We start from the raw sequence: 25,148 nt of genomic DNA on the forward strand, positions 1-25,148 counted from the left end.
AAAGGGACGAGGCCGCGGACCGCGACTCCGGCAGAAAGAGAACTCCATGCACTCCCCGAACTTGCCCCGCGTCTGCGTCATCGGCGCCGGTCCGTCAGGAATCACCACCGCCAAGCGTCTGCAGGACTTCGGCATCCCGTTCGACTGCTTCGAGGCCTCGGACGAGGTCGGCGGGAACTGGTACTTCAAGAACCCGAACGGCATGTCTGCCTGCTACCAGAGCCTGCACATCGACACCTCGAAGTGGCGCCTGGCCTTCGAGGACTTCCCGGTGCCCGCCGAGTGGCCCGACTTCCCGCACCACTCGCAGCTGTTCCAGTACTTCAAGGACTACGTCGACCACTTCGGCCTGCGGGAGAAGATCACGTTCAACACCTCCGTCGAGCGGGCCGAGCGGGCCGACGACGGACTGTGGACGGTCACGCTGTCCAACGGCGAGGCGCGCACCTACGACGCGCTGATCGTGTGCAACGGCCACCACTGGGATCCGCGGACCCCGGACTACCCCGGCGAGTTCGACGGCACGCTCATCCACAGCCACGCATACAACGACCCGTTCGACCCGATCGACATGCGCGGCAAGAACGTCGTGGTGGTCGGGATGGGCAACTCCGGCCTCGACATCGCCTCCGAGCTCTCGCAGCGCTTCCTGGCCAAGACGCTGACCGTCTCCGCCCGCCGCGGGGTCTGGGTGCTGCCGAAGTACCTCAAGGGCACGGCAGGCGACAAGATGTCGATGCCCGCCTGGATACCGCGCCCGCTCTCCCTGGCGCTCAAACGACGCTTCCTGAACAAGAACCTCGGCTCCATGGAGGGCTACGGTCTGCCCAAGCCCGACCATCTGCCCTTCGAGGCGCACCCGTCCGCGAGCGGCGAGTTTCTCGGCAAGGCGGGCTCGGGCGACATCGCGTTCAAGCCGGCCATCACCGCGCTGGAAGGCAAGCAGGTGCGCTTCGCCGACGGCAGCACCCTGGACGTCGACGTGATCGTATGCGCCACCGGCTACCACATCAGCTTCCCGTTCTTCACCGATCCGAACCTGTTGCCCGACAGCGAGAATCGCTTCCCGCTGTTCAAGCGGATGATGAAGCCCGACATCGACAACCTGTTCTTCATGGGCCTCGCGCAGCCGATGCCGACCCTGGTGAACTTTGCCGAGCAGCAGAGCAAGCTCGTCGCCGCCTACCTCGCGGGCAAGTACCTCCCGCCTGCCCCAGCGAGATGGGCGCCGTCCTCGCCGCCGACGAGGAGTACCACCTCAAGCCGTACTACAAGTCGCCGAGGCACACCATCCAGTGCGAGTTCGACCCGTACGTGCGCAACCTGAAGAAGGAAATCGTCAGCGGCGGCAAGCGCGCCCAGGCCGCCGGCAACGCCCTGCCCGTGCCTGCCCGCGCCATGCAGAACGCGTGAGGGAGGACAACGACATGACACTGACACAGGGATTCTGCCGGGCGGGCTTCGAGCCGGTCCGCGATGCGCTCGAACAGCAGCTCGCCTCGGGCGAGGAGCTCGGCGCGTCGATCTGCGTGACCGTCGACGGGCAGCCGGTCGTCGACGTCTGGGGCGGCTACGCCGACCAGGAGCGGACCACCCCCTGGGCAGAGGACACGATCGTCAACGTCTTCTCGCTCACCAAGACGATGACGGCGCTGTCCGCGCTGCTCCTTGTCGACCGCGGCGAGCTCGACGTCTACCAGAAGGTCGCGCACTACTGGCCCGAGTTCGCGGCGAACGGCAAGGCGGACATCGAGGTTCGACACCTGCTCTCACACACCTCCGGCGTGTCCGGCTGGGAGCGGCCGATCGAACTCGAGGACATCTACGACACCGAGGCCGCCAGCGCCCGGCTGGCCACGCAGGCGCCCTGGTGGGAGCCGGGCACCGCGTCGGGCTACCAGGCGCTGAACTACGGGCACCTCGTCGGCGAGGTGATCCGGCGAGTGGACGGCCGCAGCCTTGGCCGCTTCTTCGCCGAGGAGCTGGCCGGGCCGCTTGGCGCCGACTTCCACATCGGCACCGGCCCCGAGCACTTCGGCCGGATCGCCCCGATGATCCCGGCGCCGGCCATCAACTTCGACATGTCCACGCTCGACCAGGACAGCATCCTGGTCAAGTCGGTGACCTGCCCGTGGCTCGACCTGGAGAAGGTCAACACCGCCGAGTGGCGGCAGACGGAGCTCGGCGCCATGAACGGTCACGGCAACGCGCGCTCGGTCGCCCGCCTGCAGTCGCTGATCTCCTGCGGCGGCGAACTGGACGGCACCCGCCTGCTCTCCCAGGCCACCATCGACCTGATCTTCGAGCAGCAGGCCGACGGCATCGACCTGGCCATCCTCACCCCGCTGCGGTTCGGCATCGGCTACGGCCTCCCCCACCAGGATACCGCCCCGCTGGTGCGCGACGGCCGGGTGTGCTGGTGGGCAGGGTTCGGCGGCTCCATGCTCGTCAACGACCTCGACAACCGGGTCACCTTTGCCTACACGATGAACAAGATGGCGCCGGGACTGATCGGCTCCGACCGCAGCGATGCCTACCTGCACGCCACCAACGAGGCCGTTCGATCGGCGCGAAACGAGGTTTCCCTGTGAGGGCACTACAGCTCACCGATCCGGGTGTCATCGAGATCCGGGACGTCCCGGTGCCGGAGATCGGCCCGTCCGACCTGTTGATCCGCGTCGGCGCGGCCGGCATCTGCCAATCCGACCTGCACCTGCTGCACTTCCCGGTGAAGATGCGGGAGGAACCGCTCACCATCGGGCACGAGATCGCGGGCACCATCGAGGCCGTCGGCAGCGAGGTCGACGTGCGGCAGGTCGGCGAGCGCGGGCTCGTCTACCTGTGCTGGTCGTGTGGCGTCTGCCGGGAGTGCATCAGCGGCAACGAGAACGTCTGCCTGGCCGCGGGCCGGACCGCGATGCCCCCGTGCCCCGGGCTCGGCCCCGACGGCGGCATGGCGGAGTACGTCCGGATCCCGGCCCGGTCGTTCGTCCCCATCGGAGACCTGGACTTCCTCCAGGCGGCACCGATGGCGGATGCCGCGCTGACCAGCTACCACGCCATCCGGGGCGCCAAGGAGCACCTGCGTCCCGGCTCGACGGCCGTGGTGATCGGCATCGGTGGGCTCGGGCACGTCGCGGTGCAGATCCTGCGCGCGCTCAGCCCGACCAGGATCGTCGCGGTGGACCTCGGCCAGGATCAGCTGGACCTGGCAAAGCGCTGCGGTGCCGACATCACCCTCGAATCCGGTCCCGACACCGCACGCCAGATCCTCGAGCTGACCGACGGCCGCGGCGCGGAAGCGGTGTTCGACTTCGTCGGCGTCGACCCCACCGCCAAGATGGCGGTCGAGTCAGTGGCACCCAACGGCGCGTACCGGATGGTCGGGCTCGGCGGCGGTGTCCCAGGAGTGACGGCCGATCCGGCGGGTGGCCCCGGCTGGCCATGGGGCGCGTCGGTTCGGAAGTCCTACGGCGGCACCAGGAGTGACCTCGTCGACTCCGTCGCCCTCGCCCAGGCCGGGCTGCTCACCGTCGAGGTGGACCGGTTCGACCTCGCCGACGCCCGAGAGGCGTTCGACCGCCTCGAGGCGGGCAAGATCCGCGGACGAGCGGTGCTGGTTCCGTGACCGGGTACAACACGATCCGAAAGGAAATGCAGTGACGAAGTCTGTTGACCCCCAGGCGTACATCGCCTCCGTGATGGCCGGGCTGACGGGCCCCGGCGGGCGCTTCGAACTCGGCGTCGAGTCCGTGCTCGGGGCCGAGATCCGGGTCATACTGGGCCGCGACCGGGCGCTCGGTGACGTCCTGAGGGCCTCGCTCTCCTACGGTGACCGGGACTACCTGGTCACCGAGGACACCCGGATGAGCTACACCCAGCACGGGGCCGCCGTGGCCGCACTCGCCACCGCACTCCGGGACCGGTACGGCGTCGGCAAGGGCGACCGGATCGGCATCCTCGCCGCGAACACCCCCGAGTGGCTGGTCACCTTCTGGGCGGCCCAGGCCCTCGGCGCGATCGCGGTCGGCTTCAACGCCTGGTGGGCTCCGCGGGAGGTCGAGTACGGCATCGGCCACACCACGCCCACCGTCGTGATCGCCGACGCCAAGCGTGCCGCGGTGCTCGCCGGGCTCGGCGCCGACGTCCCGGTGCTCACCATGGAAGAGGACCTGCCCCGACTGTTCACCGAGTTCGCAGGCGCCGAACTGCCGAACACCGCAGTGGCCGAGGACGATCCGGCGGTGATCCTGTACACCAGCGGGACCAGCGGCCGACCCAAGGGCGCCGTGCATTCGCACCGGAACGTGCTCGCGACCATCGACTATCACCGGTTCAGCGACGCGCTCGCCGCCGCGTTCACCGGTGGCGACCCGAACTCGGACGCACCGAGCGACCGGCGGTACCTGCTGACCTCGCCGCTGTTCCACATCGCCAGCCTGCACAACCTGGCCGTCCCCCGGCTGGCCACGGGCGGCGCGGTGGTGATCTACCAGGGCTCGTTCGACGTGGACCGGATGCTCCGACTGGTCGAACGCGAGCGCGTGACCAACTGGGCCGCCGTCCCCACCATGGCGAATCGTCTGCTCGAGCACGAGGACCTCTCGCGCTACGACCTGTCCTCGGTCACCGCGTTCGCGCTGTCGGCGGCGCCGTCGTCCGCGGCGTTCCAGGACCGACTGCGCGAGAAGGTGCCGTTCGCGCGCAACTCCCTCGTCGACAGCTACGGCCAGACCGAGAGCGCCACCGCGATCTCCGTGGCCACTCCCCTCGACCTCGCGCATTTCCCCGGCACCCTCGGCCGGCCCATCATCGGGGTCGCCGTCGAGGTCCGGGATCCGTTCGGGGAGAAGGTCCCCGACGGCGTGGAGGGCGAGATCTGCGCGCGCAGCCCCTACGTGATGCTCGGCTACTGGGACAACCCCGAGGCCACCGCCGCGGCGATCACCGAGGACCGCTGGCTGCGGACCGGCGACTTCGGTGTGATCGAGAACGGCATGGTCCGGCTCACCGGGCGACGGTCGGATCTGATCCTGCGCGGCGGCGAGAACGTGTACCCGATGGAGATCGAGCAGTGCCTGGACGAGCACCCCGAGGTCCTCGAATGCGTGGTGATCGGCGTCGACCACCCCGACCTCGGCCAGGAGGTGGGCGTGGTGGTGGTCGCGCGATCGGAGGACGCCGTCACGGAAAGCGAGCTTAGGGACTTCGCCGGCGAACGCCTCGCGTACTTCAAGGTCCCCGCTCGGTGGCGGATCACCACGACCCCGCTGCCGCGCAACGCGACCGGCAAGACGATGCGCACCCAGGTGGTCGTCTGATGGGCGGCTGCTCGCCAACCAACATCGTTCGAGAATGGAGTGGTCTGCAATGAGCTACGACGTGATCATCAAGAACGGCCGGTGGTTCGACGGCACCGGCGCACGGTCCGAGACCAGGAACCTCGGCATCCGCGACGGACGGGTGGCCGCCGTATCGGTCGAGGCACTCGACGAGGCGGACTGCCCGCAGGTCGTCGACGCCGCCGGGAAGTGGGTCATCCCTGGCATGGTCGACATCCACACCCACTACGACATCGAGGTCATCCTGAGTCCGGGACTCAAGGAGTCGGTGCGGCACGGCGTCACCTCGATCTTCCTTGGGTCGTGCTCGCTGTCGGCGGTCCATGCCGGCCCCTCCGATGCGGGCGACCTGTTCGGCCGGGTCGAGGCAATTCCGCGCAAACACGTGGTCGACACGCTCACCGAGTCCAAGACCTGGACCTCGGCGCACGAGTACGTCGAGGCGATCGAGGCGTTGCCCCTTGGCCCGAACGTGGCCTCCTTCATCGGCCATTCGGACATCCGTGCCGCGCAGATGGGTCTGGATCGGGCGACCCGCAAGGACGTCAAGCCCACCCCGGCCGAACTCGACGCGATGGCAGCCAAACTCGAGGAGGCGCTCGACGCGGGCTTCATCGGCATGTCCTCGCAGGAACTGCTGTTCGACAAGCTCGACGGCGAGGTCTGCCGGTCCAGGACCCTGCCCTCGACGTACTCGACGCGGCAGGAACGTCGCAGGCTCAGTGCGATCCTCCGGCGCCGGGGCCGGGCATTGCAGGCGGGCCCGGACGTCGGCCGCCCGCAGTCCATGGTCGCGTTGGCGCTGAGTAGCGTGGGGCTCTTCCGCCGCCCCTTGAAGGTGAGCCTGCTCTCGGCCGCCGACGTCAAGGCGATACCGGCTGTGGCGCACGTCTTCCCGGCGATGGCACGGGCCGTCAACGGTATGCGCGGCGACTTCCGGTGGCAGCACCTGCCCGTCCCGTTCGAGGTGTACTCCGACGGCATCGACCTGCCGGTCTTCGAGGAGTTCGGGTCCGGGGCTGCGGCGTTGGACCTGTCCAACCAGCTCGAGGCGCGGAGCGCGCTGCTGGCCGACGAGTCCTACCGCCGCCGGTTCCGTAAGGACTACGACAAGAAGTACGGACCGCGGGTCTGGCACCGCGACTTCTTCGACGCCGAGATCGTCGAATGCCCGGACGAATCCGTGATCGGCAAGACCTTCGGACAGGTCGGGGTCGACCGGGGTGGAATACACCCGGTGGACGCCTTCCTCGATCTCGTGGTCGAATACGGAACCAAGGTGCGGTGGCGCACCACGATCTCGAACCACCGGCCCGAGGTGCTCAACAAGTTCGCCTCCGATCCCGGTGTGCAGCTCGGGTTCTCGGATGCCGGCGCTCACCTGCGCAACATGGCCTTCTACAACTTCGGCCTCCGCCTGCTTCGTCGCGTGCGCGACGCCGAGCAAGCGGGGAATCCGTTCATGTCCGTGGAGCAGGCTGTACACCGGCTCACCGGCGAGCTCGCCGACTGGTACCAACTCGACGCCGGGCACCTGCGCAAGGGTGACCGGGCCGATGTGGTGGTGATCGACCCGGCACATCTCGACGCCTCGCTCGAGGCCTATGCCGAATGCCCGGTCCCGGAGTACGACGGACTCTCCAGGATGGTCAACCGGAACGACGACGCGGTGTCCGCGGTGTTCGTCGGCGGCGAATGCGTAGTCCGAGAAGGGGAACCGACGGCCGTGCTCGGGACCCGTCGCACGGGGCGGTTCCTGCGAGCGGGCGAAAAGTGACCCAAAACCCGATGAACGGAAGTAGCACGGATGAGTGAGACCAGGTTTGCCGGCAAGACGGCAGCGGTGACCGGCGCGGCGTCCGGCATCGGCGAGGCCATCGCGATCCGCCTGATGGCCGAGGGCGCCAACGTCGTCGGGATCGACCTGGCCGGTGATGCGCTCGGCGCCATGGCCACCGAGTTCGGGAAGGCGTTTCTGCCCGTCACCGCCGACGTGACCAAGGAGGACGAGGTCGCGGCGGCCCTGGACGCCGCTGTGACCCGGTTCGGGGCGCTGGATCTGGCCTTCAATGTGGCGGGCGCGTCCCGCGTCGGCGCGATCGTCGATCTCGACGAAGCCGACTGGGACTTCACCATCGACCTGGTGCAGAAGGGCGTCTTCCTCTGCACCAAGCACGAGGCGCGGCGCATGAGTGCCGGTGGGCGCGGCGGGGCCATCGTCAACGTCTCCTCGCTGAACGCCCATGTGCCGATGCCGGGGGGCAGCCCGTACGCGACCGGCAAGGCGGGCGTCGAGATGTTCAGCAAGAATGCCGCTCTCGAGCTGGCATCGTCGGGCATCCGGGTCAACTCCGTGCTGCCGGGACTCGTCGACACCCCGCTGGTCGCCCCGGTGCTGGCCTACGAGCCCGCGCAGGCGATGTTCCTCGAACGCATCCCGATGGCGCGGGCGGCGACGCCCGACGAGGTCGCCGGGCCTTGCCTGTACCTGGCCAGCGACGACGCGGGCTACATCACCGGTGCGAGCCTGGTCGTCGACGGCGGCTGGGAACTGTCCAACTTCCCGAACTTCAGCAAGCTCGCGGGCTGATGCTCGGCCGCCGAGCGAGGTCGAGCCGTCCGCCTGAGGGCGCTCAGCAGTAGACCTGCTCGGCGGCCGAGACGTACGTCTCGGCAACCTGATCCGAGGACATCGGAATGAACCTCGAGTACGCCTGGCCCACTCCGGCGAACTCCCGCAACACTTCCGGGCGTGGCGTGCCGTCCGCCAGCGCCTCACAGGCGCCCTGCGCGTAGAGGATCTCCGCCGCATCCATTCCGGACGGCGGCAGGCCAGCGGCGCGGAGGGCGCCGAGGTAGCGCTGCCCCCTCTCCCCCGATTCCGCGACGACCTGGTCCGGGGAGCGCGCATCGATCGCTTCCGCCACACGGGGTTCGGGGGGCGGCGGGGGTACCGGCTGCCCGGGATCGGGCACAGGCTCGGGCGCGGCAATCGACGGAACCACGGCGGGCGGCGCTTGGGGCTCGATCACCGCTGCCCGTGCATCGGCCGACTGCTCCGCCGACGCCATCGCGGCCACCACGGTCGGGCTCGCGACCGAGCTCCGCTCCGCACCGACGGCCTCGTCCTGTTGCCCGCCGCAGGCGGCGACGACACCGCAACCCACTATGAGCGCGGCGATTTCGGCGATTCGCACAGATCTCATGGCCGCAGAGTCTGGCATAGATGGTTTGCGAGGTTTGCCGCTTTTCACCAGGCCGAATGTCTTTCCTTAGAAAAGGACACGAAGGACTTGGCGCGTGCTATAACTCTGTCTTGTCTTTCGAATGTGATTGCAAACACAGCTCATCCGGGATGACACACGCATGCACACATCCCGCCACAGCCCGTCCGACTGGTGAAGGAAACGCATGAAGAGATCTGAGCATCGACATCGATACGCCCGGCGCGCGGTCGCCGGGCTCGCCGCGGGTGGCGCGCTGATCCTCGCCGCACCGACGGCCTCGGCCGCCCCCGGCACCACCCCGGTCCCCGGCGGCGCGGTCTGCGACCCCGCGGTCAGCGAGGGCTGCCTCAGCGTCGTCGTGAACAGCGGCACCTTCGACAACAACGGCTTCACGCTGCCGATGGAGGACGGCGACATGATCATCGCCGCGACGCTCCCGCCAGAGGGCGACATGATCCCAAGGGACGACGGGCATTTCGGCGTCTACAGCAAGCCGATGACCGTGCCCGGCGGCGTTCTCGGGGTCGACCTGCCGCTGGACAACCTCTTCGGCCTCGCGGCCGTCACCTCCGAGGTGCAGGCGGTCTCGGTGCCCAAGCTCAACGGCATCATCACCGACTTCGACCTCACGCTGCCGGTCCGCCTGAAGATCAACAACGCCTTCCTCGGCGACAACTGCTACATCGGCTCCCCGGAAAACCCGGTTGTCTTCGAGCTCGACAACGTCAACACCCCCGAGGACGCCGTCCAGTCCCACGTCGAGGACCCCTACCCTGCCGGCACCGTGTGGATGTCGAACGTCAAGAACGCGGCCACTGGCTTCGCACTGCCCGGCGCGACCGGATGCGGACCGTTCGGCGCCCTCGACCCGATCGTCAACTGGCGCGCCAAGGTCCCCAGCAGCGAGAACACCTCACTCAAAAGCACTTCCACCGGATACCTGTTCCCGTCCGCCAACGGCGGCACCGACCCGCTCGAGGGCGCCGACGGCAGCGGCAGCTCGGGATCGAGCGGCAGTTCCGGCAGCTGACCACGGGTAGCCGTTCCCGGCCGACCATCAGGGCCGGGAACGGCTACCACTCACTTCGCCTTTGCGGCCTTCGCCGCCGCCTTCGCGGACTTCTTGAACTCGCGGACCTCGCCAAGGGTTCGGTCGTCGACGACGTCGGCTATGGACCGGCGCGAGCCGTCGTCCCCATACGCCCCGGCCGCCTCCCGCCAGCCCTCCGGCGCTACGCCGATCTGCTTGCCCAGCAACGCGAGAAAGATCCTGGCCTTCTGATCCCCGTAGCCGGGCAGCGCCTTGAGCCGCTTGAGCACCTCACGGCCGTCGGGATCGCCCTCGGTCCAGATCGCCTCGGTCCGGCCGTCGTAGTGCTCGACGAGGTAGATACACAGGTCCTGGATTCGCTTGCCCATCGACCCGGGGAACCGGTGCACGGCGGGCGGCGTCGCGCAGAGCGCGAGGAACGCGTCCGGATCCATCTCCGCGATCTTGTGCACGTCCAATCCGGACAGCCGGTCGTCGAGCTTCTTCGGACCGGCGAAGGCCACTTCCATCGGGATCTGCTGATCGAGCAGCATCCCGATCAGCAGGGCGAGTGGATCCGCGGCGAGCAGCGCGTCCGCATCAGCGTCTCCGGCGAGGTGCAGCGTGAGTGCCATGGCCCGATCCTGCCATTTCCGGCGGCGAACTTTCGACCCTCCCGGCGTCCGGGAACAATCTCGCGGCATCGCCCGTTGAGTTCGGTACACCGTACGGAAACGAGGGATCCTTGACTGCGACTACGACCGACATCGAGTTCGACCGCCAGATCGGCGCACTCACCGAGGCGGGCCACCCCGGCCTGACTGGACTGTCCGATGCCGACTTCGCGGCCGCGCTGGAACCGCTCCGCGCGGCGGTGCTCGCGCACCCGGAGAGCGCCGCCGACCACGGGGAGGATCACGTCCCGTTCGTCCTGGTCGTCGCGCGTACCGCACAGGGCGCCTCCATCGACGCGCACGAGGCGATGTCGCGCACCGCCCTCGGCACCCAACAGGGGTTCGCCGACTTCGAGCCTGCCGAGCTCGCCCGGTTCCGACCGATCGAGTCCGTCGAGATACCGGACGGGATCGGCTACGCGCTGATGAACATCGACACCGGGAGCGCGTACCTGAACGTCACACCCGAGACCGCCATGGCGTCGCTTACCGCGATGGGACGCACCGGGCTCACTGTCGAGGAGGGCATCGCGCTGATCACCGTGCGGCCCGACATGCTCCGCAAGAACAAGTGCTTCTCGCTGCTGTCGTCACGGTGCGGCGACAAACGGGTGCCCGCGCTGTGGATCAGCCAACGCAGACCGAAACTGGGCTGGTGCTGGAACGGAAACCCGCACACCTGGCTCGGCTCAGCCTCCGCCGGAAAGCGGATCGGCTGACAATCAATCCGGGCGGGATCACCGAACCGTTCCGAGCAGCGTCGCAATACCTTCGACCAGCCCGTCCCGCCAGTGGATGTAGTCGTGCCCACCGCAGAACTCGCGGTAGTCGACATCGAAGCCCTTGGCCCTCAGTAGGTCTCGGACCTGCCGGTTCTGCTCGATCAATCGCGGTTCGAGCGTCCCCGCCGCCATCCAGAATCGAGCCTCGCCGTCATCGGCGAGGCCGATCTGCTCCTGCACCGGGTGGCCCGACATCTGCGGCCCCGGCAACCAGAACGAACCGGACAGGCTGACGGCCCCGCCGATGTGCCCGGGGGCGTGCAGGGCAGCGTACGTGGCGGCCAGTCCTCCGTAGCTCGTCCCTGCGACCAGGACCGACCGCGGATCGGCGGTCACGGCCAGATCTGCGCGCAGCGACGGCAACAGGTCGTCGGTCAGGGCGGCCAGAAAGTCCGCGTTGCAGGTCAACTCGATCGACCGCCGCTCGGGGCCGATGCTGTCGACCATGACGACGAGGGGCACCCGATGGCCCCGGTCGGCGAGCAGGTCGAGCGCGGGGGCCAGGGGCGTCTCGAGGGCGGTCACCTGACCGTCGAACAGCAGCGCCACCGGACGGTCATCGGCCGGCAGTCCTGGCGGCTCGTAGGTCCACATCCGTCGCGACACGCCCGCCAGCGTGCGGGCCTCGCACCGCATGGTGCCGCGGGGTTCGGCGCGTGCCGGACCCCACCAGCGCTGCGGGTTCGCGCCCGGCATCACCGCCTCCGAGCGCGCGGGCTGACCCATGGTCGCCGTCGTCGGGAGCGGATTGCCGTCGTCGACGACGAGTCCGGCCAGGACGCCCCGCCACCACTGCCACTCCGTCTGTCCCGGCTCGGGTCGGGTGATGGGGTCGACGCGGGGCAGGAACCCGTAGCCGCCACGCCATTGCTCCGGGACCTGGATCGACAGGGCCCACAGGTCGGTGCCCGGGACAGGCGTCAGCGCGTTGCGATCCGGGCAATTGCGGTCGGTGATGCCATTGGCGTCCAGATAAACGTGCCGCACCGGCGATCCGGGCGGCCGACGCCAGATGAACGTCGCGGTCACGTGCCCCGGCGGCCCCGGACCGACGAGCGGACCCCCCGAAGCGTCGAACCTGCGGCGCACGGTTTCGACCTCCGAGGCCGGGATGGTCCCTGAAACCAACCTCCCAAAATTAGGCAATGCTCTCCTAAGCTTTTCGTTTGATCGTACAGATTGCCATAGGAGGAAAGTTGTTCCGAACCACAGCAGACCGGGCGCGCCGTGCCCCGTACGCGCTACTACTGGGAGCGCTCGTGATCGGCGCCACCGCGGTGGGTTGCTCGTCCGAGGAGGCCCCCGCCCAGGCTCCGGCCGTGAGCGAGTCGGGCGCATGGCCGCGCACGGTCGACACCGCAAGGGGACCGGTGACCGTCGAGACGCAGCCGCAGCGCATCGTGTCCACCAGCGTCACCCTGACCGGGGCGCTGCTCTCGCTGGACGCACCGCTGATCGGCACCGGCGCGCAGCCGAAGAGCACGGTCACCGATGAGAACGGCCTGTTCAGTCAGTGGGCAGGCATCGCGCTGCAACGCGGGGTCGACGTCCTGTACCAGGGCGTTACCAACATCGAGAAGATCACTGCCGCGACTCCGGATCTGATCGTGGTCGCCGCGCGCGGAGGCGACTCCGCCGCCGAACAGTACGACCTGCTTTCCAAGATCGCGCCGACGCTCGTCTTCGACTACACCGACAAGTCCTGGCAGGAGTTGACCACCCAGATCGCCGACGCCATCGGCGCCGAGGACCGGGCCGGCCAGCTGATCAACGAGTTCGACACCAAGGTCGCGGCGGCGCGGTCCACCATCGCCCCCGCATTGCAGGCGGGCTTCACCCCGGTGAATCTGCTGACCTACAACTCGCCGCAGGATTCGCGGATGTTCACCGCCGAGTCAGCGCAGGGCCAGCTGGTCGACCGCCTGGGCATGGCCCTCGCACCGCTGCCTGCGGACATCGCGAACGCCGACAAGGGTGTGATGGCTGGTCGCGCGGACGTCGTCCCGGTCGGGCTGGAGAACCTCTCCCGCGCGCTTCCTGGGGCGGCCACCTTCATCATCAACGCCGAACAGCCCGCCGCCGACGCGCTCGCCGCCGACCCGACGCTGCAGGGCATCCCCTCGGTGCAGCGGCACGCCGTGTTCGCACTTGGCTACGACAGCTTCCGCCTCGACTACTACAGCGCGGGGAACTTCGTCGACCGCGTCGTCAACGAATTGACGTAGGCGGTGCCCCCGTGAGTTCCGTCGCCGCAGCGGCGGCGGGGCTCACAGGCGCTCGAGCGACTTCTCGGTGGCGGCCAGCAACACGCAGGTCGCCACGCCGTCCATCGCCTTCGCGAGGTCGTCGGTGGACGGGAAGCTCGGCGCGAGCCGGATGTTCTTGTCCTCCGGGTCGGTGCCGTACGGGAAGGCCGAGCCGGCGGCGGTCAATGCGATGCCGGCCTCCTTCGCCAGGCCGATGACCCGCTTCGCGGTGCCCTCGACGACGTCGAGGCTGATGAAGTAGCCGCCCTTGGGTTCGGTCCAGGACGCCACCTTCGACGACCCGAGCCGATCCTCGAGGATCTGCAGGACCAGCGCGAACTTCGGCGCCAGGATCTCCCGGTGCTTGTCCATGTGCGCGCGGACCCCGTCGGCGTCCTTGAAGAACATCAGGTGTCGCAGCTGGTTGATCTTGTCCGGGCCGATGCTCTTCTTGCCCAGGTGCTGCTGGTACCAGGCCAGGTTCTGCGTGGACCCGCCGACGAAGCTGACGCCTGCGCCCGCGAAGGTGATCTTCGAGGTCGACGCGAACACGAACGGCCGGTTCGGGTGCCCGGCGGCCGCCGCGATGCCCAGCACGTCAAGCGGGGCCTCGAACTCCTCGACCAGCGGGTGCACCGCGTACGCGTTGTCCCAGAAGAGCCGGAAGTCGGGGGCCGCGGTCGGCATCGAGGCCAGCGTCCGCACGACCTCCTCCGAGAAGACGGCACCGGTCGGGTTCGAGTAAGTGGGCACCGCCCACATTCCCTTGATCTGCGGGTCCTCGGCGACCAGCCGGGCGATCAGCGCGACGTCCGGGCCGTCATGCCGCATCGGGACCGGGATCATCTCGATCCCGTACGACTCGGTGATCGCGAAGTGCCGGTCGTAGCCGGGGCTCGGGCACAGGAACTTGATCTTCGGCTCCTGCGACCACGGCCGCTCCGAGTCGGGGGTGCCGTGCAGCAGCGCGAACACGATGATGTCGTGCATGATCTCGAGGCTCGCGTTGTTGCCGGCCAACAGGTTCTCGGTCGGGATGCCGAGCAGTTCCCCGAAGATGGCGCGCAGCTCCGGCAGCCCGGTGAGGCCGCCGTAGTTGCGGCAGTCCACTCCGTTGCCGTCGCGGTACTCGGCTCCCGGCAACGCGAGCAGCGCCTGCGAGAGGTCCAGCTGCTCGGGCGACGGCTTCCCACGGGTCAGGTCGAGGGTGAGCTTCTCCGTCTTGAGCTGCGCGTAATTCGCGGACTGACGCTCGTGCTCCGAACGGAGTTCCTCATGGCTCATCAACCCAACTTGGGTTTGGGTAGGCATGCCGAAAGACCTTTCACCGGCGCGACTGTCGGAGGTGCGCAAAAATAAAGGGGACCCCGCGCACCCGGCAGAGCCCATTGACCCTTGCTGCCTTCCGGCCCTGGGGGAGTTCACAGGATGCGCGCCGCGCGGGATCCGTCCACGAGTGTAGCCATGCCCGTCCGGGGGCCGACAGGCGGCCGAGCTTTCGCCCCGTTCGGGGGGCCGTTTTCATTTCGGGGCGGGTTAGCCGGTATGCTCGCCCACGGAGGATTCGCCTAGTGGCCTATGGCGCTCGCCTGGAACGCGGGTTGGGTTAACGCCCTCAGGGGTTCAAATCCCCTATCCTCCGCCACACGATGGCTCCCGATCTCCGGATCGGGGGCCATCGTCGTATCCGGGGTGGACGGATGTCGTGAATCTTCAAGACCGGCTCGTCGCCGGGTCGCACCATGGAGCCATGACCACCACGACCAGCAACGCCGATCTCTACCGTCGACTCGCCGCCGAACTGACCCGCCGTGTCGAAGCCGTGCCCGCCGACCGCTGGGACAACAGCTCACCCTGCGAGGGCTGGACCGCCAGGGACGTGCTCCGGCACGTCATCGAGACCCAATCCTTCCCGGTCAACGCGGCGGGCATGACGCTCCCGGCGGTCCCCGACGTCGCTGTCGACCCTGTCGGGGCCTGGACGCAGACCCGCGACGCCGTGCAGGAGATCCTCGACGATCCCGAGCGCGCCGATCGCGAGTACGAGGGGCAGATGGGTACGGCGAAGGTCTCCGACACGTTCGGCTCCTTCTACACCTTCGACCTGGTGGTGCACGGCTGGGACATCGCGAAGGCGACCGGTGCCGACACGGCCATCGATCCCGGGGACCTGGCGATGCTCGCCCGCTTCGCCGAGCGGATGGGCGAGGCCCTGCACGGACCCGGGGTCTGCGGTCCCGCGGTCGCGGTTCCCGCCGACGCGGACGAGCAGACGCGGGTCCTCGGCCTGCTCGGCAGGCGGGCCTGAGCCGCCCCGGGGCGCTGTGACGGTCGACACTCTGTGAAGGACGCCGCCCGAAGCGGAACCCGCGTGACCACGGCGATCGATCAGGCCGCGGGCGCCGGCCAACGGTGACCGCTTCGCTCGCACTGCGCGGCTCCGGACCCTTCACTACTGTCCGCGATGCGTCGGCCGTCGACGCACAATCCACTCGGGAGGAACCACCATGGCAGACACCGGCAGCTCCGTACTCGACACCACCGCCACGACCGCCGGCGGCATCAACGACATCCTCGGCACCACCATCAAGGCCGTGCTCGACACGCTGAACAACGTGACCATCAGCTGACACTCGTCCAGCCAAGATCGGCCCCGCCCAACCGTTTTCGGGCGGGGCTCTTTCGTATTCAAATCAGAACTGGCGAAGCACAGTGCCCATCAAGGTATTTCAGTAACCACCGATATTCCGCAGATGTTCACACAGACGACCATGCCCGGCCAGCTCACCCCGCCGGAGACGATCCGGACCCGCCAAGACGTCGGCTTCTACACGATCTGTTCATACTCCGGAAGGGTTGCAACACAGCTTGTTTCCCGCCGCGTTGGCTGGCGTTAACCGAACAGAAACCCTGCGATTTCAACGGATGCACACGCGCAGAACCTCCGATACAGTCCGCGATGCAGATCGAACGACACAGACTTCCTGGAGGAATCCCATGGCAAACATCACCCCCATCGCAGCCGCACCCGCAGGCGCCGACACCGGCAGCAGCGGAATCGACGTCATCTCCGAGGTCCTCACCGGCGCGGGCGGCATCTTCGGCAGCCTGGTCGGTGCCTTCAGCAGCTGAGCCCCCTCAGTTGCCGAGCGTCGGCCCCCGCCCCTCCCGGGCGGGGGCCGATGTCACACCCGGACCGTTCCTGGCGGGTCGCCCCCACTCGTTAGGCTGACGTCATGCCACAGTCGGCCCCGAACGGTGCAGGTTCAAGCGGGGCTGGACGGTTCGCCCCGAGCCCGTCCGGCGACCTGCACCTCGGCAACCTCCGGACCGCGATGCTGGCGTGGCTGTTCGCCCGCTCCACCGACCGGAGATTCCTGATGCGAATCGAGGATCTCGACCGGGTGCGGGCGGGTGCCGAATCGCGACAGCTCGACGACCTGGCCGCCCTGGGGCTGGACTGGGACGGTCCGATCGTCCGGCAGTCGGAACGCCTGGTGCGCTACGACGCCGCCATCGACGAACTCACCGCCGCCGGCCGTACCTACGAATGTTTCTGCACCAGAAGAGAAATCCAGCAGGCCGCCTCGGCTCCGCACGGACCGGACGGCCACTACCCCGGTACCTGCCGCGACCTGAGCGTCGCTGAGATCGCGGCGAAGCACGACTCGGGCAGGCCCCCGGCCATCCGGCTGCGTGCGGAGATCACCGAGTTCGCGATCGACGACGAGTTGCACGGCCGCTACACCGGCGCCATCGACGACGTGGTGCTCCGGCGCGGCGACGGCATCCCGGCCTACAACCTGGCAGTGGTGGTCGACGACGCGGAGCAGGGCGTCGACCAGGTGGTACGCGGGGACGACCTGCTCTCCTCCGCGCCGCGGCAGGCCTACCTGGCCTCGCTGCTCTCGCTGACGGTGCCGCGCTACGCGCATGTCCCGCTGGCACTCAATTCGGACGGTAAGCGGCTGGCCAAACGCGACGGCGCCGTCACGCTGGCCGACCAGCGGGCCCTGGGTCGCACCCCCGACGAGGTGCGAGGAATCCTGGCCGCCTCGCTCGGAATGGCCGAGGCAGGCGACAAGCCCGGACTGGACGAGTTACTTCGAGGTTTCGATCCCGTCGCGCTCCCGCGAACCGCCTGGGTATTCGCGGATCTTTAATGGATGTTTGCGCAATCGCAACGTATTCGGCGAACGGCAGGGTACCGGGCAATGGGGATCGCACGTAGGGTCACTAAGCACTGTGTATGACGAACACCGTTGAATGGCAGCAATCAGACCGTATCCGAGGGGAAAACATGACCACCGGTGGATTTGATCAGAACCAGAACCAACCAGGCGAACCGTCCTACCCGACTCCGCCACAATTCAATGACCAGGTGGCGGGGGCGCATTCCCTGGCGGCGCCGAACCCGGCAGCCTCGGGATTCGGTTCGGCGCGCGGCTCGTCGACTACATCCTGGTCGGAGTCGTCACCTGGATCCTGCTGATCGCCTTCGGCGTCACCGACAACATCGCCATCAGCGGATTGGTCTCGGGCATCCTGACGTTCGCGTATTTCGTGGTCTTCGACATCAGGGGCTGGACCCCGGGCAAGAAGATGCTCGGACTGAGCGTGCGCGGTCCCGGCGGCGGCAACCCGACCCCGCAGCAGGCCTCCATCCGCGAGGCGTTCAACCTGCTCAACATCATCCCGTTCATCGGCGGGCTCCTGAGCCTGATCGCGGTCATCGTGATCGCGGTGACCATCAATTCGAGCCCCACCAAGCAGGGCAAGCACGACGAACTGGCAGGCGGAACCCAGGTCGTCAGGGGCTGATCGATCACCGCACGACCGTTTCACCCGAATCCGCCGTTGTTCGAGTTCGGGATGCACCACAACTCAACCGCACAAAAGAAGGAAGACTGTGAGCGAAAACCCACCGCCCGGCCAGCCTGGCAACGAGGGCACCCCGGACAATCCGATTCCGCCGCAGAATCCGCCTGCCGGCGGGTACCCGCCGCCGCCCGGCCACCCGCAGCCAGGCGCGACCCCGCCTCCCGGCGGCTACCCGCCCCCGCCCGGTGGCTACCCGCCCCCGCCCGGTGGCTACCCGCCGCCGCCCGGATACCCGCAGCAGGGCGCACCGCAGCCCGGATACCCGCAGCAGGGCGCGCCGCAGCCCGGCGGTTACCCGCCCCCGCCCGGATACCAGCAGGGCGCCCCCAACATGCCCGGCGGCTACCCGCCGCCCCCCGGATACGGCGCGGGCGAAGGTGGCTACCCGCCGCCGCCCGGATACGGTGCGGACGCGTTCTCGGCCCCCGGCTTCGGTGGCCCCGGCGGCACCCCGCAGCTCACGGTCGGTGACGCGCTCGGCTACTCCTGGAACAAGTTCAAGGCCAACGCCGGGATCTGGATCGGCATCGTCCTGATCGCGGCCGTCATCCAGGTGGCGCTCAGCCTGATCTTCGGGACCGGCAACTCGACCGACTTCTCCGATGCCTTCTCGCCATGGAGCATCCTCGGCACCATCGTCACCACCGTCGTCGCATACCTCATCCAGGCGGCCATGATCCGGGGCGCCCTGCACGAGGTGGACGGCAACAAGCCGGCGATCGGCTCGTTCTTCCAGTTCAACAACGTCGGGGCGATCATCCTCGCCAGCTTCATCGTCGGTGTGCTGTCGGCGATCGGCTTCGTGCTGTTCATCATCCCGGGCCTGATCATCGTGTTCCTGACCTGGTGGACGCTGCAGTTCGTGATCGACCAGAACCAGGACGCGATCACCGCGATCAAGTCCAGCTTCAGCGCCATCTCGCAGAACGTCGGACCTCTGCTGCTCCTCGCGCTGGCGCTGGTCGGCATCAACATCGTGGGCGCGCTGCTGTGCGGTCTCGGCCTGCTGGTGACCATCCCGCTGACCGTCATCGCCTCCACGTACGCCTACCGCGTGGTGGTCAGGGGCCCGATCGCCCCCTGATCCGGACAACCGGACAAACCGCGCACCCGCCGCAGGGCGCGAGCTCTTCCCATCAGGGTCGAGGTCGCGCCCTGCGGCGTTGTGATGCTTGGATGGCGTCGTGACAGTGTCAGAGCACGCCGAGAAGAACCCCGAGCACGCGACCTTCGCGCACGTCAGTCGCGGCTACTACCCCACGATCGTGGCGCTCTTCACCGCCGTGTTGCTGATCTCGAATATCTGCGCCACCAAGGGGGTGGCCTTCTTCGCGGGTGCCGAACTCAGCGTCGGCCCGCTGCAGATCCTGCCGATCATCACCGACGGCGGGTTCTTCCTCTTCCCGATGGCCTACATCCTCGGCGACGTGCTCAGCGAGGTGTACGGCTTCAAGGCCACCCGGCGGGCCATCTACCTGGGCTTCGGGGCAATGATCCTGGCATCGGCCTGCTTCTGGCTGCTGCTGGAGCTGCCGTCCGCGGACTTCTATGTCAACCAGGCGTCACTCGAGGCCGTGGTGGGGTGTACCCCCGGCTGCTGCTGGCAGGCCTGGCCGGGTACCTCGTCGGCCAGTTGCTGAACTCGCTGGTGATGGTGAGCATCAAGGAGCGCACCAAGGAGAAGCACCTGTGGGCCCGGCTGATCGGGTCGACCGTGGTCGGCGAATTCGCCGACACCCTGATCTTCTGCGCCATCGCGGCGGGTGCGATCGGGATCAGCACGTGGGGCGACTTCTTCAACTACCTGATCGTCGGCTTCCTGTGGAAGACGCTGGTCGAGGTTCTGGTCATGCCGATCACCTACCGCGCGATCGCTTATGTCAAGAAGCACGAACCGACCTACGTGATCGCGAGCTGACCGCTCGCCGGAAGGCGTCGACGTTGCGCGCCGCCCACTCCGCGAAGGTCCGGGGCGGGCGGCCGAGGAGCCCCTCGAGGTCCGGGCTGACCTGCTGCTCGACCGGCGTCGGAGCGCCGAGCACGCCGGGCTAGACGCGGCTGGTGGCGTAGAACCGTCCCAGCGTCTCCGACTTCAGTTCGTCGAAGTAGCCACCCTCGATGCTCTCCCGGATCCGGTCCACCAACCGGATGGTGAATCGTTCGTTGTGAATGGTCGCGAGCGTCGACGACAGCATTTCTTTCGATTTGAACAGGTGGTGCAGATACGCCCGCGAATAGTTCTTGCAGGTGTAGCAGTCGCACTCGTCGTCGATCGGGTTGTAATCGCGCCGGAAACGGCTCGTGTTGATGTTGAACCGGCCGGTGGTCGTGTAAATCGCGGCATTTCGCGCCACCCGTGACGGATTCACGCAGTCGAACGTGTCGGCGCCGTTCTCGATGGCCACGAACAGGTCATCCGGCTCGCTGATGCCCAGCAGGTGCCGCGGCTTGTGCTCGGGCAGCTCCTCGTTGCACCACCGCACGATGGTCCCGAGGTTCTGCTTTTCCAGCGCCCCGCCGATCCCGTAACCGTCGAAGCCGTTGCCGCTCTCGCCGACGATCGACTCCAGCCCCCGACAGGCCTGCCTGCGCAGGTCCTCGTACTGCGCGCCCTGCACGACGCCGAACAGCGCCTGGTACGGGCGGTGGCTGCGCTCGGCGGTCAGACGTTCGTGCTCGGCGATGCACCGCACCGCCCACGCCTGAGTGCGTTCGACCGACTCCTCCTGGTAGCCACGGGTGTTGAACAGGGTGGTCAACTCGTCGAACGCGAAGATGATGTCCGCGCCGAGCCGGTGCTGGATGCTCATCGAGATCTCCGGCGTGAACCGGTGCCTGGAGCCGTCCCGGTGCGACTTGAAGGTCACCCCGTCGTCGTCGACGTGCGCGAGCCGCTCCTTGCCGACGGCGATCACGTCGTCGGACTGGACCCCGACGGAGTCCATCGAGAGCACCTTCTTGAAGCCGACGCCCAGCGACATCACCTGGAATCCGCCGCTGTCGGTGAACGTCGGGCCCGGCCAGTTCATGAACCGGCCAAGACCGCCCGCCTCGTCCACGATGTCCGGCCCCGGCTGCAGGTACAGGTGATACGCATTCGCCAGAACAGCCTGCGTGCCAAGTTCTTTCATCGTCTCCGGCAGCACCGCCTTGACGGTGGCGTTGGTACCGACCGCGATGAACGCCGGGGTCTGGATCTCACCGTGCGGGGTGTGGATGGTGCCGGTCCGGCCCAGGCGGTCCGGCAGCCGAGTGCCGAGGGTGAAGAAGGGTTGGCTCACCGTGTCATCCAATCAGCCTGTTCACACGGCCGCCTCGGCCGGTCCGACGAACTGGCTGTTGTAGAGCTCGAAGTACGCCCCGCGCCGGGCGAGCAGTTCCTCGTGGGTGCCCTGCTCGACGATGTGACCCTCCTCCATCACCACGATCAGGTGCGCGTCGCGGATGGTCGAGAGTCGGTGCGCGATGACGAAACTCGTCCGGTCGCTGCGCAGCGCCGCGGTGGCGTGCTGGACCAGAAGCTCGGTGCGGGTGTCCACCGAACTGGTGGCCTCGTCGAGGATCAGGATCGACGGTTGTGAGAGGAATGCCCGCGCGATCGTGATGAGCTGCTTCTCGCCTGCGCTGACATTGCCGCCCTCCTCGTCGATGACGGTGTCGTATCCCGCGGGCAGCGAGTGCACGAAACGGTCCACGTAGCTCATCCGGGCCGCCTCGCGAATCTGTGCCTCGGTGGCGTCGGGGTGCCCGTAGGCGATGTTCTCCCGGATGGTGCCGCCGAACAACCAGGTGTCCTGCAGCACCATCCCGATGCGGGACCGCAGGTCGTCGCGCGACATGGTGGTGATGTCGGTGCCGTCCAACCTGATTCGGCCCGAGTCCACCTCGTAGAACCGCATGATCAGGTTCACCAGGGTGGTCTTGCCTGCCCCGGTCGGACCCACGATCGCCACCATGTGTCCCGGCTCCGCGGTCAGCGACAGGTTCTCGATGAGCGGCTGCTCCTCCTTGTAGCGGAACGACACGTTCTCGAACTCGACGTGACCGCGGCGGACCACCGGCGTGGCGGGTGACGCGGGATCCGGCGACTGCTCGTCCTCGTCGAGGAGCGCGAAGACCCGCTCGGCGGACGCGACGCCGGACTGCATCAGGTTGGTCATGGCGCCGATCTGGGTGAGCGGCTGGGTGAACTGACGCGAGTACTGGATGAAGGCCTGCACGTCGCCCAGGCTCATCGACCCGGACGCCACCCGCATGCCGCCCACCACCGCGACGGCCACGTAGTTGAGGTTGCCGAGGAAGTTGATCGCGGGCATCACCATGCCCGAGATGAACTGCGCCTGGAAACCGGACTGGTAGAGCTGCTCGTTCCGCTCGTCGAAGGCGGCCCCGACCTCGCGCTGGCGGCCGAACGCGGTCACCAGCTCGTGCCCCGTGAAGGACTCCTCGATCTGCGCGTTCAGCGCGCCAGTGGTGGTCCACTGCGCCACGAAGTGCTTCTGCGACCGCTTCGCGATCAGCGTGGTCGCCAGCACCGACAGCGGCACGGTCGCCACCGCGACCATCGCCAGCAGCGGCGAGATCCACAGCATCATGGCCAGGATGCCGATCACCGAGAGCACCGACGTCAGCAGCTGGCTGATCGTCTGCTGCACGGTCTGGGCGATGTTGTCGATGTCATTGGTGACGCGGCTGAGCAGGTCGCCGCGGGGGTTGGTGTCGAAATATCGCAACGGCAGCCGGTGGATCTTCTCCTCGACATCCGCGCGCAACCGCATGATGGTGCGCTGCACCACGATGTTGAGCACGTAGCCCTGCACCCAGCTGAACAGCGAGGCCGCCAGGTAGATCACGAGCACGACGGCGAGCACCCGGCCAAGCGCGCCGAAGTCGATCCCGGTGCCGGGCACCACGTCCATCGAGGACACCATGTCCGCGAAGGTGTTCTGCCCCTGTGCCCGCAACTCGTCGACCGCTTGGTCCTTGGTGAGGCCCGCGGGCAGCTGCCTTCCGACGACACCGTCGAAGATGATGTTGGTGGCGTGCCCGAGGATCTTCGGGGCCACCACGCTGAGCACCACGCTCATCGCCGCCAGTACGAGGACCAGTCCGACCGCGAACTTGTCTGGGGACAGTCGTTTGAGCAGACGCCTCGCGGACGGACCGAAGTCCATCGGCTTCTTCGACGGCGGGCCCGCGGCGGCCATCGGGCCGCGCATGGCGCTCACGACGCCGCCTGAGCGGCGAGCTGGGACGCGACGATCTCCGCGTAGGTCTGACAACGGTCGACGAGCTCGGCGTGGGTACCGATCCCCACGATGGCACCGTCCTCGAGCACGATGATCTGGTCGGCCTCGATGATCGTCGAGACCCGCTGCGCGACGATGATCACGCAGGCGTCCCTGGTGACCGGCGCCAACGCGGCCCGCAGCCGGGCGTCGGTGCTCAGGTCCAGCGCGGAGAACGAGTCGTCGAACAGGTAGATCTCCGGTTCCCGGACCAGGGCCCTTGCGATCGCCAACCGCTGCCGCTGACCGCCGGAGACGGTGGCGCCGCCCTGCGCGATCGGGGACTCGAGGCCCCCCGGCATGGCCCGGACGAAGTCGGCGGCCTGCGCGATCTCCAGACATCGCCACAGCTGGGCGTCCGTCGCGTCCGGCCTGCCGTACCGCAGGTTGCTTGCCACCGTCCCGGAGAACAGATACGGCTTCTGCGGGACCAGGCCGATCGAGGAACGCAGCTGGTCGGGGTCGATGACCCGGACGTCGGCGGCCCCGACGCGGACCTCGCCGCCGGTGACGTCGATCAGCCGCGGGATCAGGTTCAGCAGGGTGGACTTGCCGGATCCGGTGCCGCCGATGATGGCGGTGGTCATGCCGGGTTCGGCCAGGAAGCTCACGTTCCGCAGCACCGGCGCCTCGGCACCGGGGAAGGCGAAGGTCGCGCCGCGCATCTCGACGATGCCGCGCTCGCGCCAGCTGGTGAGCGGCTTCGGCGAGGCCTGCACCGACGGCTCGGTGTCGAGGACCTCGGTGAGCCGCTCGGCACACACCGAGGCGCGCGGCAGGATCACGGCGATGACGGTCACCATCATCACCGCCATCAGGATCTGCATGATGTAGGAGAGCACCGCGGTGAGCGAGCCGATCTGCATGGAGCCCTTGTCGATGAGGTGGCCGCCGAGCCAGAGCACCGCGACGCTGGTGATGTTCGCGATGAGCATCACCATCGGGAGCATCAGCGCCATCAGCTTGCCGACCCGCAACGCGGTGCCTGCCAGGTCCTCGTTGGCCGCGCCGAAACGCCGCATCTCGTGCGATTCACGGACGAACGCCCGGACCACCCGGATGCCGGTGATCTGTTCGCGCAGGACCCGGTTGATGGCGTCGATCCGCGACTGCATCAGCCGGAACTGCGGCACCATCTTCGAGATCACCAGGTACATCGCCAGGCCCAGCAGCGGGACCGCGACGGCGAGCACCCAGGCCAGGCCCTGCGACTGACGGATCGACATGACGATGCCGCCGATGCCCATGATCGGCGCAGCCACCAGGATGGTGCAGCTGATCACCACCACCATCTGAATCTGCTGGACGTCGTTCGTGCTGCGGGTGATCAGCGACGGCGCCCCGAAGTAGCCGACCTCGCGCGCGGAGAACCGGCCGACCTGGTGCACGACCGCGCCGCGCAGGTCACGGCCCATGCCCATCGCGGCGCGGGCGCCGAAGTACACGGCGCCGATGCTGCACGCGACCTGCAGGCAGGTGATGAGCAGCATCGTGCCGCCTGTGGAGAGCACCACACTGGTATCGCCCTTGGCGACGCCGTTGTCGATGATCTCGGCGTTGAGGCTCGGCAGATACAGCGTGGTCAGGGTCGAGATCAACTGAAGCGCAACGACACCCGCCAGGTCACCACCGTATGGGCGCAGGTAGGTGCGCAGCAGTGAGTACAACATAGGCTTCG

The 25,148-nt window shown here is 67.9% G+C and carries 21 protein-coding genes, 1 tRNA gene, 1 other RNA gene and 2 pseudogenes; 17 read left to right on the plus strand and 8 right to left on the minus strand.

Translation table 11 applies throughout. The features are described 5' to 3' along the window. Positions 1 to 46 precede the first annotated feature (46 nt). The 6 genes and pseudogenes from BTZ20_RS24540 (at position 47) to BTZ20_RS24565 (ending at position 7,932) form a co-directional block, all read left to right on the plus strand. Positions 47 to 1,413, plus strand: a pseudogene (locus tag BTZ20_RS24540) (flavin-containing monooxygenase). 14 nt (positions 1,414 to 1,427) lie between these two features. Next, entirely contained in the window at positions 1,428 to 2,591 is a 1,164-nt protein-coding gene (locus tag BTZ20_RS24545; RefSeq protein WP_077043974.1) for a serine hydrolase domain-containing protein, read from the plus strand. After that, on the plus strand, positions 2,588 to 3,628 hold the full coding sequence (locus BTZ20_RS24550; protein ID WP_077043148.1) for an NAD(P)-dependent alcohol dehydrogenase: 1,041 nt from the start codon (positions 2,588 to 2,590) through the stop codon (positions 3,626 to 3,628). Before BTZ20_RS24545 ends, BTZ20_RS24550 begins: the two co-directional genes overlap by 4 nt. 31 nt (positions 3,629 to 3,659) lie before the next feature. Continuing rightward, positions 3,660 to 5,321, plus strand: a complete 1,662-nt coding sequence (locus BTZ20_RS24555) for a class I adenylate-forming enzyme family protein (RefSeq protein ID WP_077043149.1) — start codon at positions 3,660 to 3,662, stop codon at positions 5,319 to 5,321. 49 nt (positions 5,322 to 5,370) lie between these two features. Beyond that, on the plus strand, positions 5,371 to 7,119 hold the full coding sequence (locus BTZ20_RS24560; RefSeq protein WP_077043150.1) for an N-acyl-D-amino-acid deacylase family protein: 1,749 nt from the start codon (positions 5,371 to 5,373) through the stop codon (positions 7,117 to 7,119). Between the two features lie 30 nt (positions 7,120 to 7,149). Continuing rightward, complete coding sequence (locus BTZ20_RS24565; RefSeq protein ID WP_077043151.1) at positions 7,150 to 7,932, plus strand: SDR family NAD(P)-dependent oxidoreductase; 783 nt, start codon at positions 7,150 to 7,152, stop codon at positions 7,930 to 7,932. 43 nt (positions 7,933 to 7,975) lie between these two features. Here the strand turns inward: BTZ20_RS24565 and BTZ20_RS24570 are convergent, their stop codons facing one another. Continuing rightward, entirely contained in the window at positions 7,976 to 8,548 is a 573-nt protein-coding gene (locus BTZ20_RS24570) for a DUF732 domain-containing protein (RefSeq protein WP_077043975.1), read from the minus strand. Between the two features lie 205 nt (positions 8,549 to 8,753). Between BTZ20_RS24570 and BTZ20_RS24575 the strand changes: the two genes are divergently transcribed. Then, the gene (locus BTZ20_RS24575) at positions 8,754 to 9,599 is read left to right on the plus strand and encodes a hypothetical protein (RefSeq protein ID WP_077043152.1); all 846 of its coding nucleotides are present in this window, start codon (positions 8,754 to 8,756) and stop codon (positions 9,597 to 9,599) included. 50 nt (positions 9,600 to 9,649) lie between these two features. On the opposite strand, the gene BTZ20_RS24580 is transcribed toward BTZ20_RS24575, so the two are convergent. Beyond that, on the minus strand, positions 9,650 to 10,234 hold the full coding sequence (locus BTZ20_RS24580) for an HhH-GPD-type base excision DNA repair protein (protein WP_027501682.1): 585 nt from the start codon (positions 10,232 to 10,234) through the stop codon (positions 9,650 to 9,652). Between the two features lie 110 nt (positions 10,235 to 10,344). Between BTZ20_RS24580 and BTZ20_RS24585 the strand changes: the two genes are divergently transcribed. Then, a complete protein-coding gene (locus tag BTZ20_RS24585) occupies positions 10,345 to 10,992 on the plus strand; it encodes a DUF5701 family protein (protein ID WP_083742835.1) in 648 nt (215 codons plus the stop codon). Between the two features lie 18 nt (positions 10,993 to 11,010). Here BTZ20_RS24585 and fes read toward each other — a convergent pair whose 3' ends face one another. After that, complete coding sequence (gene fes, locus BTZ20_RS24590; RefSeq protein WP_223263506.1) at positions 11,011 to 12,144, minus strand: enterochelin esterase; 1,134 nt, start codon at positions 12,142 to 12,144, stop codon at positions 11,011 to 11,013. A 107-nt stretch (positions 12,145 to 12,251) separates the two neighbouring features. On the opposite strand from fes, the gene fepB reads away from it, so the two are divergent. Further along, the gene (fepB, locus tag BTZ20_RS24595; RefSeq protein ID WP_077043153.1) at positions 12,252 to 13,280 is read left to right on the plus strand and encodes a Fe2+-enterobactin ABC transporter substrate-binding protein; all 1,029 of its coding nucleotides are present in this window, start codon (positions 12,252 to 12,254) and stop codon (positions 13,278 to 13,280) included. Positions 13,281 to 13,322: 42 nt separating this feature from the next. Here fepB and BTZ20_RS24600 read toward each other — a convergent pair whose 3' ends face one another. After that, positions 13,323 to 14,612 carry an aminotransferase class I/II-fold pyridoxal phosphate-dependent enzyme gene (locus BTZ20_RS24600; RefSeq protein WP_077043154.1) on the minus strand — a complete coding sequence of 430 codons (1,290 nt, stop codon included), beginning with the start codon at positions 14,610 to 14,612 and terminating at the stop codon, positions 13,323 to 13,325. A 45-nt stretch (positions 14,613 to 14,657) separates the two neighbouring features. Beyond that, positions 14,658 to 14,752: signal recognition particle sRNA small type (gene ffs, locus BTZ20_RS24605), an RNA gene on the minus strand. Between the two features lie 106 nt (positions 14,753 to 14,858). Here ffs and BTZ20_RS24610 point away from each other — a divergent pair. From BTZ20_RS24610 to BTZ20_RS24635, 8 genes and pseudogenes are all read left to right on the plus strand, one after another. Next, positions 14,859 to 14,946: transfer RNA gene (locus BTZ20_RS24610), tRNA-Ser, on the plus strand. 105 nt (positions 14,947 to 15,051) lie between these two features. Next, a complete protein-coding gene (locus tag BTZ20_RS24615) occupies positions 15,052 to 15,609 on the plus strand; it encodes a TIGR03086 family metal-binding protein (RefSeq protein ID WP_077043155.1) in 558 nt (185 codons plus the stop codon). Between the two features lie 199 nt (positions 15,610 to 15,808). Further along, positions 15,809 to 15,931, plus strand: a complete 123-nt coding sequence (locus tag BTZ20_RS29320; protein ID WP_262982516.1) for a hypothetical protein — start codon at positions 15,809 to 15,811, stop codon at positions 15,929 to 15,931. 367 nt (positions 15,932 to 16,298) lie between these two features. Next, positions 16,299 to 16,433, plus strand: a complete 135-nt coding sequence (locus BTZ20_RS29325) for a hypothetical protein (RefSeq protein WP_262982517.1) — start codon at positions 16,299 to 16,301, stop codon at positions 16,431 to 16,433. A 104-nt stretch (positions 16,434 to 16,537) separates the two neighbouring features. Further along, the gene (gene gluQRS / locus BTZ20_RS24620) at positions 16,538 to 17,464 is read left to right on the plus strand and encodes a tRNA glutamyl-Q(34) synthetase GluQRS (protein WP_077043156.1); all 927 of its coding nucleotides are present in this window, start codon (positions 16,538 to 16,540) and stop codon (positions 17,462 to 17,464) included. Positions 17,465 to 17,762: 298 nt separating this feature from the next. After that, positions 17,763 to 18,122, plus strand: a complete 360-nt coding sequence (locus tag BTZ20_RS24625) for an RDD family protein (protein WP_262982619.1) — start codon at positions 17,763 to 17,765, stop codon at positions 18,120 to 18,122. An 88-nt stretch (positions 18,123 to 18,210) separates the two neighbouring features. After that, the gene (locus BTZ20_RS24630) at positions 18,211 to 19,266 is read left to right on the plus strand and encodes a hypothetical protein (protein WP_077043157.1); all 1,056 of its coding nucleotides are present in this window, start codon (positions 18,211 to 18,213) and stop codon (positions 19,264 to 19,266) included. Between the two features lie 100 nt (positions 19,267 to 19,366). Then, positions 19,367 to 20,100, plus strand: a pseudogene (locus tag BTZ20_RS24635) (queuosine precursor transporter). Positions 20,101 to 20,230: 130 nt separating this feature from the next. Here BTZ20_RS24635 and tgt read toward each other — a convergent pair. The 3 genes from tgt to BTZ20_RS24650 are packed head-to-tail and all read right to left on the minus strand — an operon-like array spanning position 20,231 to position 25,140. Then, positions 20,231 to 21,475, minus strand: coding sequence for a tRNA guanosine(34) transglycosylase Tgt (tgt, locus tag BTZ20_RS24640; protein WP_077043158.1), 1,245 nt, complete (start codon positions 21,473 to 21,475; stop codon positions 20,231 to 20,233). A 9-nt stretch (positions 21,476 to 21,484) separates the two neighbouring features. After that, positions 21,485 to 23,401 (minus strand): ABC transporter ATP-binding protein, encoded by a 1,917-nt coding sequence (locus tag BTZ20_RS24645; RefSeq protein WP_077043978.1) that lies wholly within the window; start codon positions 23,399 to 23,401, stop codon positions 21,485 to 21,487. A 5-nt stretch (positions 23,402 to 23,406) separates the two neighbouring features. Beyond that, positions 23,407 to 25,140 (minus strand): ABC transporter ATP-binding protein, encoded by a 1,734-nt coding sequence (locus BTZ20_RS24650; RefSeq protein ID WP_077043159.1) that lies wholly within the window; start codon positions 25,138 to 25,140, stop codon positions 23,407 to 23,409. Positions 25,141 to 25,148: the final 8 nt, after the last annotated feature.

Origin of the sequence: Rhodococcus sp. MTM3W5.2, from assembly GCF_001984015.1 — a bacterium.
GTDB lineage: Bacteria > Actinomycetota > Actinomycetes > Mycobacteriales > Mycobacteriaceae > Rhodococcus_G > Rhodococcus_G oryzae.

Coding starts and splice junctions, on each gene's coding strand:
- BTZ20_RS24545 (WP_077043974.1), top strand. CDS start 1,428: ATGACACTGACACAGGGATTCTGCCGGGCGGGCTTCGAGCCGGTCCGC.
- BTZ20_RS24645 (WP_077043978.1), bottom strand. CDS start 23,401: ATGCGCGGCCCGATGGCCGCCGCGGGCCCGCCGTCGAAGAAGCCGATG.
- BTZ20_RS24600 (WP_077043154.1), bottom strand. CDS start 14,612: ATGCCTACCCAAACCCAAGTTGGGTTGATGAGCCATGAGGAACTCCGT.
- BTZ20_RS29320 (WP_262982516.1), top strand. CDS start 15,809: ATGGCAGACACCGGCAGCTCCGTACTCGACACCACCGCCACGACCGCC.
- BTZ20_RS24565 (WP_077043151.1), top strand. CDS start 7,150: ATGAGTGAGACCAGGTTTGCCGGCAAGACGGCAGCGGTGACCGGCGCG.
- BTZ20_RS24575 (WP_077043152.1), top strand. CDS start 8,754: ATGAAGAGATCTGAGCATCGACATCGATACGCCCGGCGCGCGGTCGCC.
- BTZ20_RS24615 (WP_077043155.1), top strand. CDS start 15,052: ATGACCACCACGACCAGCAACGCCGATCTCTACCGTCGACTCGCCGCC.
- BTZ20_RS24570 (WP_077043975.1), bottom strand. CDS start 8,548: ATGAGATCTGTGCGAATCGCCGAAATCGCCGCGCTCATAGTGGGTTGC.
- BTZ20_RS24560 (WP_077043150.1), top strand. CDS start 5,371: ATGAGCTACGACGTGATCATCAAGAACGGCCGGTGGTTCGACGGCACC.
- BTZ20_RS24580 (WP_027501682.1), bottom strand. CDS start 10,234: ATGGCACTCACGCTGCACCTCGCCGGAGACGCTGATGCGGACGCGCTG.
- BTZ20_RS24650 (WP_077043159.1), bottom strand. CDS start 25,140: ATGTTGTACTCACTGCTGCGCACCTACCTGCGCCCATACGGTGGTGAC.
- gluQRS (WP_077043156.1), top strand. CDS start 16,538: ATGCCACAGTCGGCCCCGAACGGTGCAGGTTCAAGCGGGGCTGGACGG.
- BTZ20_RS29325 (WP_262982517.1), top strand. CDS start 16,299: ATGGCAAACATCACCCCCATCGCAGCCGCACCCGCAGGCGCCGACACC.